The 16,680-nt window shown below is 41.4% G+C and carries 14 protein-coding genes; 8 read left to right on the top strand and 6 right to left on the bottom strand.

The window, feature by feature from the left end; all coding sequences use genetic code 11:
• Window positions 1-4: 4 nt before the first annotated feature.
• On the bottom strand, window positions 5-610 hold the full coding sequence (locus tag CFPU101_RS03895; RefSeq protein WP_206814016.1) for a DUF2231 domain-containing protein: 606 nt from the start codon (window positions 608-610) through the stop codon (window positions 5-7).
• On the bottom strand, window positions 610-1,110 hold the full coding sequence (locus CFPU101_RS03890) for a DUF2231 domain-containing protein (RefSeq protein WP_206814015.1): 501 nt from the start codon (window positions 1,108-1,110) through the stop codon (window positions 610-612). Before CFPU101_RS03890 ends, CFPU101_RS03895 begins: the two co-directional genes overlap by 1 nt.
• Window positions 1,111-1,412: 302 nt before the next feature.
• Here CFPU101_RS03890 and CFPU101_RS03885 point away from each other — a divergent pair, with 302 nt between their 5' ends.
• The 7 genes from CFPU101_RS03885 (at window position 1,413) to CFPU101_RS03855 (ending at window position 11,063) form a co-directional block, all read left to right on the top strand.
• On the top strand, window positions 1,413-2,996 hold the full coding sequence (locus CFPU101_RS03885; protein ID WP_206814014.1) for a sodium:proton antiporter: 1,584 nt from the start codon (window positions 1,413-1,415) through the stop codon (window positions 2,994-2,996).
• Between the two features lie 306 nt (window positions 2,997-3,302).
• Window positions 3,303-4,835, top strand: a complete 1,533-nt coding sequence (locus CFPU101_RS03880; RefSeq protein ID WP_206814013.1) for a hypothetical protein — start codon at window positions 3,303-3,305, stop codon at window positions 4,833-4,835.
• Between the two features lie 197 nt (window positions 4,836-5,032).
• Window positions 5,033-5,494, top strand: a complete 462-nt coding sequence (rimP, locus tag CFPU101_RS03875) for a ribosome maturation factor RimP (RefSeq protein ID WP_206814012.1) — start codon at window positions 5,033-5,035, stop codon at window positions 5,492-5,494.
• 28 nt (window positions 5,495-5,522) lie between these two features.
• A complete protein-coding gene (gene nusA, locus CFPU101_RS03870) occupies window positions 5,523-6,761 on the top strand; it encodes a transcription termination factor NusA (protein WP_206814011.1) in 1,239 nt (412 codons plus the stop codon).
• Window positions 6,762-6,795: 34 nt separating this feature from the next.
• A complete protein-coding gene (locus CFPU101_RS03865) occupies window positions 6,796-7,053 on the top strand; it encodes a YlxR family protein (protein WP_206814010.1) in 258 nt (85 codons plus the stop codon).
• Window positions 7,054-7,212: 159 nt separating this feature from the next.
• Window positions 7,213-10,404, top strand: coding sequence for a translation initiation factor IF-2 (infB, locus tag CFPU101_RS03860; protein WP_206814009.1), 3,192 nt, complete (start codon window positions 7,213-7,215; stop codon window positions 10,402-10,404).
• Between the two features lie 65 nt (window positions 10,405-10,469).
• The gene (locus CFPU101_RS03855) at window positions 10,470-11,063 is read left to right on the top strand and encodes a low-complexity tail membrane protein (RefSeq protein ID WP_206814008.1); all 594 of its coding nucleotides are present in this window, start codon (window positions 10,470-10,472) and stop codon (window positions 11,061-11,063) included.
• Here CFPU101_RS03855 and CFPU101_RS03850 read toward each other — a convergent pair.
• Genes CFPU101_RS03850 through CFPU101_RS03840 form a run of 3 tightly spaced genes read right to left on the bottom strand, consistent with a single transcriptional unit; the run spans window position 11,056 to window position 14,671 of the window.
• A complete protein-coding gene (locus CFPU101_RS03850) occupies window positions 11,056-12,663 on the bottom strand; it encodes an MFS transporter (RefSeq protein ID WP_206814007.1) in 1,608 nt (535 codons plus the stop codon). The two genes, CFPU101_RS03855 and CFPU101_RS03850, sit on opposite strands and share 8 nt — an antisense overlap.
• Window positions 12,660-13,892 carry a chloride channel protein gene (locus CFPU101_RS03845; protein ID WP_206814006.1) on the bottom strand — a complete coding sequence of 411 codons (1,233 nt, stop codon included), beginning with the start codon at window positions 13,890-13,892 and terminating at the stop codon, window positions 12,660-12,662. The genes CFPU101_RS03850 and CFPU101_RS03845 overlap by 4 nt, the downstream gene beginning before the upstream one ends.
• A 5-nt stretch (window positions 13,893-13,897) precedes the next feature.
• Window positions 13,898-14,671, bottom strand: coding sequence for an HAD family hydrolase (locus CFPU101_RS03840; protein WP_206814005.1), 774 nt, complete (start codon window positions 14,669-14,671; stop codon window positions 13,898-13,900).
• Between the two features lie 161 nt (window positions 14,672-14,832).
• Between CFPU101_RS03840 and CFPU101_RS03835 the strand changes: the two genes are divergently transcribed.
• A complete protein-coding gene (locus CFPU101_RS03835; protein ID WP_206814130.1) occupies window positions 14,833-16,521 on the top strand; it encodes a DUF3352 domain-containing protein in 1,689 nt (562 codons plus the stop codon).
• Here CFPU101_RS03835 and CFPU101_RS03830 read toward each other — a convergent pair whose 3' ends face one another.
• Window positions 16,522-16,680, bottom strand: coding sequence for a DUF2256 domain-containing protein (locus CFPU101_RS03830; RefSeq protein WP_206814004.1), 159 nt, complete (start codon window positions 16,678-16,680; stop codon window positions 16,522-16,524).

The following is a 16,680-nucleotide window of genomic DNA, read 5'->3' as shown; positions in this document are numbered from 1 at the left end:
TTAGTTACTTAAGTATTGAATTAGGATCTTCTCCAGAACGCAACAGATAATCAGCCGTTACGTGTACACCAAATTCGCCGCCTAGGTGTGCGCCTAATGTACCTTGAAGAAACATCAGAAGTAGAATAAATAGACCTGCTATCAGATAACTCCACTGAACTTGTCGTCCTCGCTCTTGTCGCCACGCGTAACGCTGAAAGCCACGCCAAACGGCCATCCCTACAATGAGGGTGAGTAACAATACACCTCCTAAGCCATGCCAGATCATCGTATCTAGCGCGTGCAGTCCCCAGGCACTCACCACATCATAAGACGGGGTGGCTAACAACATTTCATAAAAGCCACTAGCAACCGTAAAAAAGGTGATAATTGCGGCGGCAAGTACATTGTACCAACCAACATCAAAAAAGTTGGAACGAGTCGCGGTTAAAGCCAAAAACTTGAAAATCGGTTTTTGAAAAGGGAACAAGGCACCCGCAATATCAAAAGCAATCCCAATAATAAATAAACCGAGCGTCAGATGAACTAGGTTAGGATGGATCGGGATATGGTAGGGTAAACCATTGGCTCCAACCGATGGGGTTAATTGATCAATCAATTCTGTATTCATTACAATGTACCTTCTTTGATCGCTTCAACGACTGGAACGGTGTGGAGTCCATAAACCCAGACGAGTTCATCACCTAGATAAACTTGAAAACACACAACTCCTACCAGTAATACACTCACCGCCAAATAACTGACAGGTACTTTTTGCGGGTCACGAGAACGTAAAATAAACCGCCATCCTGTAATCGTAGCTAAAATGGCTGAAAGTGACCAACCGATGAGGGTATGCAAGTTCAGAACAGGTTTAACCGCGTCGTAGGGTTGTGCTAAACCTGCTTCAGTTTGCCCAAAAATAATCGCTATAAAGATGGAAATGGTAGCAAAAAGCATATTCCACCAGCTTACCTCATACAAACGAGTATTTTGGGTAAAATAACCTATTAAGTCGCAAATAAAAGCAAATAAGACCATCGCAATCACAAAATGAACCACAATCGGGTGTATCGTGTCGGGATAAGGTAAATTGTGGTCATTCAATGGGGGTAAAAGATCATCAAACATTTTCGGTTCTCCAAAGTAGCCAAGTCTAAGATTTTTAAAAATTGAACGCCAAAACGCTCGCATTTCCACCAATGTTGAGAAGATGAATTGTTATGGTCAATACAATGTATTGAGTAATTTACTCTGATTTTTTACTAACCTATCGTACAAAAAGCTGAAGTGTCTAAACCATAATCATTTATACAGAAATTCAGTATTTAGATCTTGAATCTGAAACCTTTTTGAAATTTATAGCATCTGCTTACTGGAGTATGCCACAATCAATAGCACGATCAAAATGTATCTATCTAAAGGTATAAAAAATGAGTTTAGAAGCTACCGCTAGTGAAGCGATAGAGAATAATTTAGAGCAATTCTTGATTGTTTTATCAGTGTCTTTAAGTGTCGCCGCAATCTCTAGATCTCCTCTATTTCCTTGGTTTCGTAGATTCCCCTATACTCTACTCCTAGTGATTGTGGGACTGGGTTTCGCGTTTATTAATGTTCGTTTAGTTTCTCTTTCACCACAATTAATTTTAGAAATTTTCTTGCCGCCTTTATTATTTGAAGCAGCATGGAACTTCTCTTGGCGAGAATTTAAAGAGTATTCGCTACCTATTGTGCTGTATGCCACGATTGGGGTAGTGGTTAGTACGCTCTTAGTGGGCGTTGCCTTAAATCAATTGACTGCTTTTTCTTTGCCAGTCGCGCTTTTAATTGGTGCAGGTCTTTCAGCAACTGATCCCGTTGCGGTGGTTGCGTTATTTAAAGATTTAGGGGCTAATCCACGCTTAAAAGCGGTGACAGAGGGAGAAAGTTTATTAAATGATGGGGTGGCAATTGTAGCTTTTGTTCTACTACTTGATATCTGTTTGGGAACAGAGGCTTTTACTCTCAGTGGTACTGTAGCTCGTTTTTTAACGTTTGTCAGTGTTGGATTAGCTATTGGTCTTGTAGTCGGTTTTGGCGTATCTTATCTGACACAACGTTTTGATCTACCTTTAGTTGAACAATCTCTAACCTTAGTTTCCGCTTATGGCTCATATCTTGTTGCTGAACATCTCGGCGGTTCTGGTGTCATTGCCGTTGTGGTGGTGGGTATGATTTTAGGTAATTTTGGCTCACAAGTTGGTATGAGTCCGCGTACCCGTCTTGTAGTAACCGAATTTTGGGAATTTCTAGCCTTTTTTCTCAACTCGATTATCTTTTTACTAATCGGTACCCAGATTCGTTACGATAGTCTTGCTAGTCATTTAGGTTTAATTGGTATTGCGATCGCTGCGGCTACTATTGGGCGTTTAATTAGCGTTTTTGGTTTGGGTTTAGTTAGTAACGCATTCAGTAAAAGTAAAATAACTTTACCTGAACAAACAGCCCTCTGGTGGGGTGGGTTAAGAGGTGCGATTCCGATTGCTCTCGTTTTGAGTATACCTGAAACCTTGCCCGGACGAGACGTACTCATTAATATCGTTTTCGGTTTCGTTCTCTTTACTTTGTTAGTACAAGGTTTGAGTATGCAAACACTGATGAAAACACTCAATTTGGTTGGTGATCAACCGTTACGTCAAGAATACACTCAAATGTTAGCTCGTCGAATTGCACTACAACGGGTGAAACAATCAATGGTGGATTCTGTTGACGAATTTCCCGATCTTGATCCAGAATTTCGGAGCTATCAAAGCAAGTTAGTCGAAGTAGAATTACAAGGTCTTGAAGAAAAAATTAAAACTATGCGGCAAGAATATCCAAAACTACGCACTCTTGCTGAAGAACAATATAAAAGAACAATGCTGGATGTCGAAGCCGATACTTATGCGGAATTACTTCGCTCTGGCTGGTTAAATCGCAGTCTCACACCTATTTTAGAAGAAATTGAAATCAAATTACAAAGTGAAAAAGCCGTTTAGTCGGTAGGATGGGGATAATTTGCCCTAAATCCGTAGAAATAGAATTCTTTTAATATGTGGGGGTTTGGCAAGCAAACCCTCTTTTTTAATGGCTCAAAGAAATCAATTCTTTAAATTATTCTTAAAGACGTACCTTGATAAAAATCTACTTTATGACAGATTTAATATAAGGTGTGAACTGAATAACCAACAATTACTGGTAAATATAGCTTTATGTTGAGGTTAAGGATTAACTTTAGATGGATATGATTTATTCACACTCAAAATTATGCTGAAAATAATCCTTAACTTCTCTTCACTAAATCTATGACTGCCACCCTGACTCTTCAATCAAAATCTAAGCCTAAAAGCCGTCTTAATCTCTGGTACGAGAAAATAATGGTAATTGTGATTTTATTAAATTATCTCTTAGTTTTATTCGATTTAAGTTATATTCCCTTTCATGATTTTTGGCAGCTAGGACAAATTCAACTTAATTATAACATTCCTAATTCTAGTATCAATTTTCCAACTCATCCTCTTAAAGTTCTTCCTTTTCGAGTCACAGATCAATATGATTGGATAAAAGGAATTGAACCTTATCAAACGACCGTAGATTATCTCAATAAAGTTAATCAATTAAAACAAATCGATGCAGAAAAAACCGAAGATAGTGAAGAAATTTTTGCTGATTTAAGAAATTTAACTGCTGAAATGCTCCAGTTAAATTCTTTAGAAGTTGTCCATCAAAATCGCTCCCTAGAGATCATTAACAATCGGATGAGTCAACATATTTACGGAAGTAATCAAGCTTCGGCTGAGGCAGCATTTAGAGTTTTTTGGAGTAGTGACTATTTTCAACAACAAGGAATTAGCCAAGAATTAGAATTTTTTGAGCAGCAAATTAGTCCTTTAATGCAAACTCTCTATTTTCGTTCCCTTGATGGAAATGGTCAACCAATCGATTATTTTTATCTTTTAGATCTGCCTTTTATTACTTTCTTTTTTCTCGAATTTCTTTGGCGAACTCGGCTTATCTCTCGTCATTACTTAGCCGTGACTTGGACTGATGCTATGTTCTGGCGTTGGTATGATGTCTTTTTATTTCTTCCCTTCTGGCGTTTTTTAAGAATTATACCTTTAATGATTCGGCTCAATCACGCTAAATTTTTTAATTTAAAAACAATACAACGGCAATTTAGTCAAGGCTTTGTGTCTAGTTTTGCTGAAGATTTAGTACAAGTTGTCGTTATTAGAGTCATTAATCAAATACAAAGCTCAATTGGTCAAGGAGATATCCAAAAGTTTATTAAGCAGCGTTATCAACAGAATCATCTGTTGGATAATCAGCGTAATGAAATTGCAGAAATTTTAAAAATTATCTTTCAAACTACCGTACACAAAGTTCTCCCTAAAATTAAGCCAGATGCCGAAGCACTCCTAAAATATAATTTTGAAAAGGCTCTGGCTAAATCCGCGATGTATCAAAGCTTACAAAAATGGCCGGGCATGAAGAATTTAGAAAATCAGATGGGTGAGCAATTCTCATCCCATTTCTATCAAGCTTTTTCTGAAACTTTAATTCAAATGACTAAAGAAGATGCCAAAGCTAATCGATTATTTGAACGATTGTTGCAGACCTTTAATCAAGAATTAAGCAAAGAATTACAAGGAAAAGAGCGGATTAATCAATTAGAATCCTTAGTGACTGAGTTTTTAGAAGAGTTTAAGATTAATTACGTTAAACCTTTATCGGCTGAAGATTTAGAAGTGATTTTCGAGCAAACCCGCATTTTAAGAGAACAAGGGAGAGATTTAACTTTGGTTGAACCCACACTCATTCGTCGTTCTGACATTTAATCAATAACGAAAAAGAAATTTGATTCGCTTAGATAAAAATTTGTTATCCTAGAAGGAAGCGATCTCAAAGAGATCCGCATAGCGGTGCGCTTGAATGATCGCTTGCCCAAATCACCAAAGTTACTAGGTCGTTCGTCACAAGGGAAGTCGGGTTAACCCGCTTTTTTTATTGCTTTTTGTTTAATTGCTTTTTGTCCATGACTCATCCATTAATTCCTCAAATTATAAACGTAGCAACACCGATCGCTCTTTCACTGGGGTTAGAAGTGGTCGAAATTGTGTTTCATACCAATAAGCGTCCACCAGTCCTGCGGGTTGACATTCGCAACCTTAGCAGCGATACAGGTTTAGAAGATTGTGAGCGGATGAGTCGTAATTTAGAAGCAACTCTAGATACCTTGGAATTGATTCCAGGAGCATATGTACTAGAAATCTCCAGCCCAGGGACATCTCGACAATTAACCAGTGATCGTGAGTTTATCGCTTTTAAAGGATTTGCCGTCATCCTAACCACAGAGCCCCCCTATGAAGGGCAAAAAGAATGGCGAGGAAACCTTCAAAGCAAAGATGAAACAGCAATTTATATCAACCAAAAAGGACGAGCGATCGCAATTCCCCGCGATCTGGTTCTAAAAGTCCAATTAGATGCCAACCGTTAATTAAAAAAATATTAAGGAGAACTTGCCTATGCCCAGCTTTAGCCTGCCCGGACTCAAAGACATGATAGAAGAAATTAGCCAACGCCATAATCTTCCTCGTTCGGCTGTCCAAGACTCTTTAAGAGAAGCCCTCCTTAAAGGATATGAACGCTATCGTCGGGCGCAAAACATGGAAAAGGGGCAATTTAACGATGAATACTTTGATAACTTTGATGTAGAACTCGATATTGATGACGAAAGCTTCCGTATTCTTTCAACTAAAAAAATCGTTGAAAGTGTTAGCGACACCGATCATCAAATTGCTTTAAAAGAAGTACAAGAATACGTAGCCGAAGCTCAACTAGGCGACGAAGTAGTATTAGATGTCACCCCCGATCAAAAAGAATTTGGGCGGATGGCAGCCATTCAAACCAAACAAGTCCTTCTACAAAAACTGCGAGATCAACAACGGAAAATCATTCAAGAAGAATTCCAAGATTTAGACGGCACCGTTCTACAAGCTAGAGTTCTACGCTTTGAACGTCAAGCAGTAATTATGTCCGTTCAAAGTACCTACGGTCAACCCGAAGTCGAGGCCGAACTACCCAAACGCGAACAACTGCCTAACGATAACTATCGAGCCAATGCGACTTTTAAAGTCTTACTGAAAAAAGTTCGAGAAGGTTCCCATCGTGGGCCTCAATTAATTATTTCTCGTGCGGCAGCAGGCTTAGTGGTCTATCTTTTTGCCAACGAAGTCCCAGAAATAGAAGAAGAAGTCGTGCGGATCGTTGCCGTAGCCAGAGAAGCAAACCCGCCATCTCGATCCGTCGGTTCTCGTACCAAAATCGCCGTCGATACCTTAGAAAGAGATGTTGATCCTGTTGGGGCCTGTATTGGAGCTAGAGGATCGCGCATTCAAGCCGTCGTTAATGAATTGCGCGGCGAAAAAATTGACGTGATTCGTTGGTCGCCAGATCCCTCAACGTATATTGCTAATGCTCTAAGTCCTGCTAGAGTTGATCAAGTTGTTCTGAGCAACCCCGATGAACGTCACGCCTTAGTCTTGGTGGCAGAAGATCAACTAAGTTTAGCCATTGGGAAAGAAGGACAAAACGTCCGTCTAGCCGCACGTCTAACGGGTTGGAAAATTGATATCAAAGATGCCGCGATTCATAAAGCAGAAGCTCAACAAAAACAAAATACAGCCAGCACTAAGGTCGGTGTGGTAGCCAGTGCCAGTCCAGTGTTAGCCTCTGAAGATGACGAAGAATCCGAATTAGAATAAGAGAATCTAGAATTAGCCCTCATGAATTCTCCTGATGCCAAGTAATATTCGTCGCTGTTTGAGTTGTCGTAAAATTGCCCCGAAAACCTCTTTTTGGCGAATTGTTCGGGTGTATCCATCGGGGCAAGTACAATTAGATCAGGGGATGGGGCGTTCAGCCTATTTGTGTCCTACACAGAATTGTCTAATGAACGCACGCCAGAAAAACCGCCTGCAAAGAGCTTTAAAAGCACCCATTCCCAATGATCTTTACCAAGTTTTACAGGAGCGTCTCGAAAGAGCAACAACTTGATGAATCATTCCATAAACATCCCCAAAAATCGTTAGGATAGAAATAGCAAACAATTTTAGTCAAAACACGAAAGCTGAAAATCAACAAAATATAAAAAAATGACAGCGAAAGATATTCACAGGAGTTAAAATCATTTATACTTAAGCAGGGGGATATTGGATGAGTAATTCGTCAAAAGTGAGAATATACGAGCTATCAAAAGAGTTGAACTTGGAGAACAAAGATATTTTAGATATTTGTGAACAGTTAAACATCTCAGTGAAAAGTCATAGTAGTACCATAACTGAATCAGAAGCCGATCGCATAAAATCAGTGGCCGCCAAACAAGCACAGAACCCAAATCACGGCAAAGCTCATGGCAACCCTTCCAATGAAGGGTCACATGGTGCATCAGCAGAAAAAAAACAGCAAATCCTAGCCGTTCACTATAAAAATAATCGTCCGAATTCCCCAACGCAGGGACAAGAAACGAGTACCGCACCCGCCTTGGTCGCTCCTTCACGTCCGACGGTGGCAGCTTCATTAAATTCACCATCTAGTAATCCCCCATCTAAGCCTGTCGAACCGAATTCCCTAAAATCTGCCGATGCAATTAATCTCGATGCTGTCGAATCCGAGGCTGTAGAATTTGACGAGCAGGTGCAAACCCCTGCAGAAAAGTTACCATCTAATAACAGTAGAGACAGTAAACCAGTGATTCAAGCTGAAAGAAAACCACTTCAGCCAATTGCCCCTCAGAAAAATGCCAAATCGCCATCAGAAAGCCCTTCTACTACACCGATTTCTCCTGCGGCAATCTCAGATCAAAAAACTGTACAGCCACCAGAACGCACCAGCCCAAGTCGCCCAGGACTTAAGCTAGATTCGCGTCCCAAACCTCAATCAGACAAACCGATTAGAGTTGGTGCGCCAAGTATCAAAACCCAGAACGCACCAGAAAGAAAAATTGCGGACAAAGGAGGGCTAGAAGTACAGCTTAAACCGAAGGATCGAGATCGGGATCAACTCAAAGATAGAGAAAGAAAAGTTACAGAAATAGCAAAAGCTCCAGTAGAGCTTAAGCGTCCCGCACGTCCTCAAGTTCCAGCAAAAATTCAAGCAACGGATCTAGACGACCTAGCAGGTGAAGAACCAGAAGAAATTGATGTACCGCTCGATGATGCAGATGATCTTTTAACGGATCTATCAGGTAAACCCAAACAAAAACCGAAGAAAATGGCGGCCCCAATTCGTCAGGGCAAACGTCAAGAATGGGAAGATGGAGAAGACGATAAAGAAGATAAATCCAAAACTGGCAAAGCAAGTAAAACAGGTAAAAATAAACGGCGATCGCAAGTTCTCTTTGATGAAGACGATGATGATCTTGATGCTGATCTCGCAGCCGCTCAAGCCGCCGCTAGTATCAGCTTGTCGATCGCACGTCCACCCAAACCCAACTCGGGAACGCCGAAAGCCCCCGCCGTCGCCACCCTCAGTACTGCCAATAAACCGAAAAAACCCTCATCTAAGTCAGAGAGCAGCAATTCACGGAGCAAAAACGATCGACAAGACAACAAAGAAGAAAAACGTCCAGAGTCGATCACTTTAAATAGTTCATTAACCGTTCGGGGTCTATCCGAGTTAATGAAAGTTCCTGAAACAGAAATCATTAAAAATCTTTTCTTTAAAGGGGTTCCTGTTAATATTACGCAAACGCTTGATCAAGAAACGATCAAAATGATTGCGGCTGACTTTGAAATCAGTGTCGAAACAGAACAAGAAAAAGCAGCAGCGACGAAAACAACAGAGATGATCGATATTGCCGATCTCGATAATCTCCAGATCCGTCCGCCCGTCGTAACGATTATGGGTCACGTCGATCATGGTAAAACGACTCTCCTTGACTCAATTCGTAAGACCAAAGTAGCACAGGGAGAAGCGGGAGGAATTACCCAACACATCGGAGCCTATCACGTTGATATTGAACACGAAGGCCAACCTCAGCAAATCGTTTTCCTAGACACCCCAGGACACGAAGCCTTCACCGCGATGCGTGCTAGAGGAGCGAGGGTTACTGATATTGCCGTTCTTGTAGTTGCGGCTGATGATGGGGTACAGCCTCAAACCCGTGAAGCGATTAGCCATGCTAAAGCAGCAGGTGTTCCGATTGTCGTCGCCATTAACAAAGTTGATAAACTAGACTCTAATCCAGACCGAATTAAACAAGAACTATCCGAACAGGGCTTAGTTCCTGAAGAATGGGGCGGTGATACCATTATGGTTCCTGTCAGTGCTTTAAAAGGAGAAAATTTAGATACGCTCCTCGAAATGATTGTCCTCGTTTCAGAAGTTGGCGAACTTTCTGCTAACCCAAATCGTCCCGCGAAAGGAACTGTAATTGAGGCTCATCTTGATCGCACCAGAGGCCCTGTAGCGACCCTACTGGTTCAAAATGGAACATTGCGAGTCGGAGATCTGATCGTAGCGGGTTCCGTTTTCGGTAAAATTCGCGCCATGATCGATGACCGAGGCGAAAAAGTTGAAGCAGCAAGCCCATCTTTTGCAGTTGAGGTTCTAGGACTCGGTGATGTACCTGCGGCGGGTGATGAATTTGATGTCTTTAGCAGTGATAAAGAAGCGAGAACAACTGCCGAAGATCGTTCTGATGATAAGCGTCAGACTCGATTACAGCAAGCCCTATCAACGCGGCGTGTTACTCTGAGTACCATTTCTGCGCAAGCTCAAGAAGGTAAGCTCAAAGAACTCAATTTGATCCTCAAAGCAGACGTACAAGGTTCTGTAGAAGCAATTGTAAACGCCATGAACCAACTGCCACAAAAAGAAGTACAAATTAGAGTACTCCTTGCGGCGCCGGGTGAAGTCACTGAAACAGATGTAGACCTAGCTGCGGCGAGTGGTGCGGTAGTTGTTGGCTTTAATACCACTTTAGCCAGTGGTTCGCGGGCGGCGGCTGATCGAGAGGGTGTTGACATTCGAGAATACAACATCATTTACAAACTGCTTGATGACATTCAAGGCGCAATGGAAGGATTACTTGATCCAGAACAGGTTGAAGAACCTCTTGGACAAGCAGAAGTACGCGCCGTCTTCCCAGTAGGACGCGGTACCGTCGCAGGTTGTTACGTCTTGTCGGGTAAACTGGTTCGTAACCGTATGCTCAGAGTCCGTCGCAAAGGCGAGATTGTTCACGAAGGCAACCTTGATTCTTTAAAACGGATGAAAGAAGACACCAGAGAAGTCAATGCTGGTTATGAATGTGGTGTTGGCTTAGCTAAATTTAATACTTGGCAAGAAGGTGATCTGATTGAAGCCTATGAAATGGTGATGAAGCGTCGTACTTTATCAGTTTAATCTTAACTTTCACACTCCCTAGTCTTCTCCTAAAATAAAGAGGACTAGGGATTTTTAGTATTAATATGTCTTCTTTTCGTTCTGAGCCTTTTTTGTGGATTCATTTAGCTGGAATTGCTGCATTTCCACTGTTATTACAAATTGCTTGGTTAGGTCTTGCGGTTGGTGAGCCGTTACCTGGCTATTGGTTAGAGGTAATTTTTTTATGGATTGTGGCGATCGCTCCTATTGCTTGGATGCAGTGGCAGAAACCCTTTGACATCTTTAGCTTATTGTTTGTCGCCCTCAAACCTGATCTTCTCACTCTTGAACAATTACGAATTTTGAGTTTATTTAAAAGTCAAAAACACCGCGTAATTACAGTCATCGGGTCTTTAATTATGACGGTGAGCATTTGGCTTCCTTATAAACTTGCTCCCATTGCCACCCCTGCGGCGGCTTTTTTACCTCAGTGGCGAATTATTGGTTTACTGATTGCGGGAATCGCTTTTTTAGTGAGTCATCTATTTTTACAAGTGCCTTTAAGCGTGTTAGGTGTTCTTTTTACCTCTCATGAACAATGGGAAAAAACAGAACCGATCGCCGTATCAAATATTGCTCAATCCTTTACCTTATTAGGCTTTCGCGTTAGAAAAATCTTACCAACACTGGTCAGTTAGATGGTTTAGCATAAATCATGTGAGATGTCAAGGGAATTCCACCTTGATGAAAAGCTCTAACTTGCTGTTGAATTAAGCGATCGCTTTTCGTAAATCGTTCGTGTTGACGGAGGTGTTCTAACCAAGATTCAACCACAAAAGTTTCGACAAAACGCGACGCATCCGTAATATCTTGGAAAACACCCCAACGGATCGCCCCATCGCGGAGCCGAATTAATCTTAATTGGTGAATCGCTTTTGTAAATTCCTCAGCATCATTAGGATTAATCCGATATTCAACAGTCACTAAAACTGGCCCTTGTTCGGGGTTTAATTCAATCATCACTTGGGGTTCAGTCCAATGGAGTGAAGGAGTTAAATCAGATTTTCCACCTGTCGTCAGACGATAACGCCAAGCCAGAGGTAATCCCGCAATTAAACCCACAGCAGCACAGACTAAAGCGATCGTCGTGCCATATTCTTCAGCAACAAGACCCCAAACCAAACTCCCTAAAGCCAACCCTCCTTGAAAAACCATTTGATAAACGCCCAACGTCCGCGCTTGTACCCAAGGAGCGACCGAAAGTTGGACAGCAATATTTAAAGTTGAAGTGGTACTGATCCAAGCGATTCCAGCAATTACTAAAAAACTCATCAAAATCGGGAGATTATGAACATAAGCCATGATTAACAGCGTCGCACTACAGATTAACGCCGAAATGACCAGCAGTGCATCGGCTGACAAACGTTGACGGAGCTTAGGGAGCAACACAGCACCTAGAATCGCCCCCAAGCCAATACAACCGTTGAGAATACCGTAGCTCATCGCACCTTGTTTAAGGTATTGTCGCGCCACCACCGCTAATAACGCCCACATCGCACTAAAACAACTCATTTGAGCCAAAGAGCGAATAAAAATAGCTTTGATGGTGGGTGTATAATTCACATACCGTAGTCCTGTTCGGATCGAGCTAAGTAGTCGTTCTGTCGGTAATGCACTGATAAAAATCGGCTGACGGTGCCATTGATATAGAACATAAATAACCGCAATAAACGAAAGAGCATTGATCGCAAAAACAAACCCCACACCTTGATTCACTTGGCTAAAACCCGCAAGCACTAACCCACCCAAGGCAGGGCCTAAAGCACGGGCTAAATTAAAACCCACACTATTAAGAGCGATCGCTGCAGGTAATTCCGAACGAGGAACTAATTCTGGAACAATGGCTTGCCATGCAGGATTATTCATCGCCGCCCCTAAACTCAAGCAAAATGTTAGTGACAAGAGTAACCAGGGACTCATTAAACCATTTAAAGTCAAACCACTCAGAATCAAGGCTGTGACCAGCATCCAACCTTGCCAGAATATTAACAACTTGCGACGATCAAAAATATCGGCTGTAGCACCTGCGGGAAGTCCCAACAGAAGTACAGGTGAAGTCGCGGCGGTTTGCATCAAAGCAATTAAAAGCGGTGAAGTCGTCAGGGAAGTCATTAACCAAGTTCCCGCCGTATCCTGCATCCAAGTTCCGACACTGGAGATAATCAAAGCAATCCAGCGATCGCGGAATAAAGAGCGGCGCAAAGGTAGCCAAGTTGATGACCTAGCAATATTGCTCATGCACTTTCGTTGATATTTGTACTGATCGTAATATAACTAGCGATCGCAGCAATTGCTACAATAGGAGTCAGATTTGCTGGAATGACTCCACTCAATAGAATCACTACAGCAATTGGTGTTTTAGTGATCACCGTTAATCCAGCGACCATAGCAGAAGAAGCAGCGATCGATGCTGGTAGAAAAGGTAAAATAAGACTCATCGCCATTGCTAGACTGACACAGGAAAATAGGATCGGAAAAAAATTACCGCCTTTGTATCCACACGCCATACATATAACATTAGCCAACAGCTTAATGAAAGCAATTACAAACACCATTGGCGCACCCAGTTGAGTGGCTGAACGTACCAAATTCGCCGTATCCCCCTCACCCGAACCCAAAGCATAGGGCGTAATCATCGCCAGAATTCCTAATCCTAATCCACCCAAAAATCCTCTTAAAATTTTGCGGTTTTTTAGTGGGGTGAATAAGTATTCTACTCGATGGGTTAAGGTTCCTTTAACATACTTTAGCCATAGTCCGATCGTAATTCCCACAAGAAGACCGTTAGGTACTTGGAGTAAAACAGCACCCTCATAACTGGGAAATCGATAATCATTAGCATAGAGCAACCCGACTAAGAGACGGAAGACACACAAGGCACTTATGGCCGCCAAAACAGACGGAATCAAGAGCATAATATAGGTTTGATGTTCTTGTTTGTGGGGTTGTTCGAGCATGATTAACGTACTGCCAAACGGGGATTTAAAATAGGGGCCGAGCATTCCACTGAGTCCCGCTATGGTTAATGTGGCAGTCTTTTCTGGATTAGCTTTGATGCGATCGCTAAACCAACTCCCAATCCCAGAGGTAAGATATGAAAATGGCCCCTCTGGCCCGACTGCACCCCCAAACGAAAGAGCTATTAACCCTTGAAAAAAAATAGCTAACATTCCTTGATACTCAACTCGTCCTCGTTGGGCGATTTGTGAGAGTGAGCTTTCAAAACCGATGGGAATATCACCCCATAGATGTACACTAATACCAACGAGTAAACCACCCAGAGGCGCAACAATTAAGGCCCAGTAAGGTGTAATGAAAGGATATTTTGGCTCGATTAGTTTGGGAATCGTTTGTAGTATAAAATCTTGACTATGTTGAAAACAGAATTCAAATAACGCCATGAGCAATCCAGCGATCGCTCCAACTATCATACTTAGAAATAAGAGTTGATAAAACTGACGATTCAACACTATTAAACCCAAGCTGTAAAATCTTGTTTAAATTGTTCTAAAGAAATAATTTTAATACGGGTATCTGATGAGCGAATTTTTTGACGCACAGTATGGGTATTAAATCCCCAATTTGCGATAAAAAGACTGACATCTTTTAAATCGCTTTGTTGCTCTATTAAATATAAGGCTCTGACATGATCTTCGACAAACCAGATCGTTTGTTCTTTCTCGGCTAATAAACTTTGAATAACTTGATATTTTGGACGTTCGCCTTGTTTGCCAAATACTTGTTCTGCGGGTAGTGTGATTCCTTCGGCTTCTAATAATTTTAGCGCAAAACGCTGTAAACGATTCGTGATAATAACTAATTTGACGGAACTTGCTAAAAATTGCTCTAAACGCTCTTTCACACCAGGGTAAAATGGTTGATAACTCATCCAATTATCGAAATCTTGAGTGAGCCACTCATCTCGAAGACGGGCAAATTCTGTATTTAGTGTTTCTTTATGAATCTGATCTTGTTCTAAAATTTTTGTCTTAATTTCGTACCAATTTTGTAGGATTTGTTCTTCACGAAGATCTAACATTAAAGCACGAACTAAAAGCGGTACATCCACATCGACTTCAATAACTGGGGCAAGATGAAGATAGCGATCGCTTAACCCGATAGGTGGTGTAAAATTAGACGGACTCCAAACCTGACAATAAGTTAGCCATCCTGAACGAAAATACTCACGACGACCATCACAAATTACACCATCAAAGTCAAGAGCTAAAATATCGGGAGACTTCATAACATGGGGAGATAACTACAGTCTGCATTGTACAGTAGAAACTAAAAATGATACGGTTTGTCCTGTTGCAATCATCTGTTCAATGTTAAGATTTTCTTGGATTAGCAATGATTTTAATCATTCTGGTTAAGGTCACTCACCAAAAAGCTAAATCGAAACCCGTGAAGCGAAATTCATTTTTTATTACGCTAGGAATCAGTGTCGCCTTACTATTACTTGTAAGTGCTACAACTTTTTCATGGATCATCGGGAAAAGTTCTTTAAGTCTTCTAGTTGGGGGTGTTACCAGAGAACCTATCGCCTCGATTTTTGTTTCTCGACAAGCACCTGTCATGCTCTCGTTGTTGGTTAACCCAGAACGGTTAGAATCTTTTAGTCAGTATATCGCCTCTCCTGCTAATCGTAGACGCTCTTCCCGCGAATTAAAAGATCTCGAAAAAACCCTTTTAGCTAATACTGGACTCAATTACGACAATGAAATCCAACCTTGGTTAGGAGAAGAAATTACCCTCGCGGTGACCACACTCGATTACAATCATGATAAGAGTGATGGTGTACAACCAGGATATTTACTCGCTGTAGCCACTAAAGATCCTGAACTTGCTAAGGAATTTCTGCAAGTCTCTTATTCGAGAAATGCGATCGCTAATACATCCAATTTAGTTTTTGACCAATACAAAGGTATTAATCTAGTTCATCAACGTCCTAGCAAAGTGATTAGCAGTCGGAATTTTACATCTAGTGCGGTGGTAGGTGATTTTGTTTTATTTGCCAATGAACCTAAAATCCTACGCGCTGCAATTAATAATGCTCAAGTCCCCGACTTAAATTTAAAAAACTCACCCATTTATCAAGACTCACTACAAACCATTTCAGATCCGCGTATTGGTGTAGTTTATGCGAACCTACCTGCCTTGTCTGCCTGGCTAGATAATTCTTCTGCTCCTGAGACTCCAAAAGCCCTACAAACCCTAGCAATTGGTCTTTCTATTAAATCAGAAGGTTTAGTTGCACAAACGGCTTTAATCGGCGTTACAGGGGAAGACAATCAACCGCCCGTACTTTCTGAGTTAGTCGGTGCCTTAGCTTATCTTCCTGCGAATAGTATGTTAGCGATCGCTGGCACAAACTTAGATCAATTTTGGCAGCAAGTCGAAACAGGACTCGATCTAAATAGCCCATTACAACAACTACTTACACAGCTTTTAAACCGCTACCAAGAGCCTTTAGGTTTAAATTTGCCAAAAGATGTTTTTAGTTGGGTCAAAGGTGAATATAGCCTTGCTCTAGTCCCTAATGAAAAAGGGATGCAGCCCGATTTAGTCTTTATTGCCGAACGAATGCCAGATGTAGAAATCGCTCCCGCCATTGCTCATTTAGATCAATTAGCCATTGATCAAGGTTATAGTGTTGTTGATCTACTGATCCAGACGACTAAAGTCAAAGCTTGGACGAAATTAATCACGAATACTGATCTAGAAGAAGCACGTCTAGGAGCGATCGTCAAGGGTGTTCACGCTACGATAACGCAAGGGAATCAGTACGAAATTTTTACATCTTCTGTTGCAGTGATGGAAAAAGTCTTATCAAAGACGAAACGAACCATAGTCGATAGTCGCACATTTCAACAAGCGATTTCTGCTATACCCACGGAAAATGATGGCTACTTTTTTGTCAATTGGCATGAGATCCAGCCCTTACTAGAACAACAATTACCCATTGTTAAAGTTGCGGAATTTGCCGTTAAACCCTTATTTAAAAATTTACGTTCTCTCACACTGAGTAGTCAAGGTAGTGAAAATGGAGTGAAAAGAGCGACTGTATTTTTAAATTTAGGGGTTAGAGAATAATTATTCTTCTGATGTTTGAGAACGACGACGGCGACATCGTTCAGAACAATATTTTACCTCATCCCAACAGTTCGCCCATTTTTTGCGCCAAGTAAAAGGAAGTCCACACACAGGACAAATTTTAGTCGGTAAATCAGATTTAGAGCGTTGACGTGCCAT

It is taken from the genome of Chroococcus sp. FPU101 (genome assembly GCF_017312365.1).
Lineage (GTDB): Bacteria > Cyanobacteriota > Cyanobacteriia > Cyanobacteriales > Microcystaceae > Chroococcus.
The sequence above is the reverse complement of the archived record's forward strand: the minus strand, read 5'-3'. Positions and strand labels throughout refer to the sequence as shown.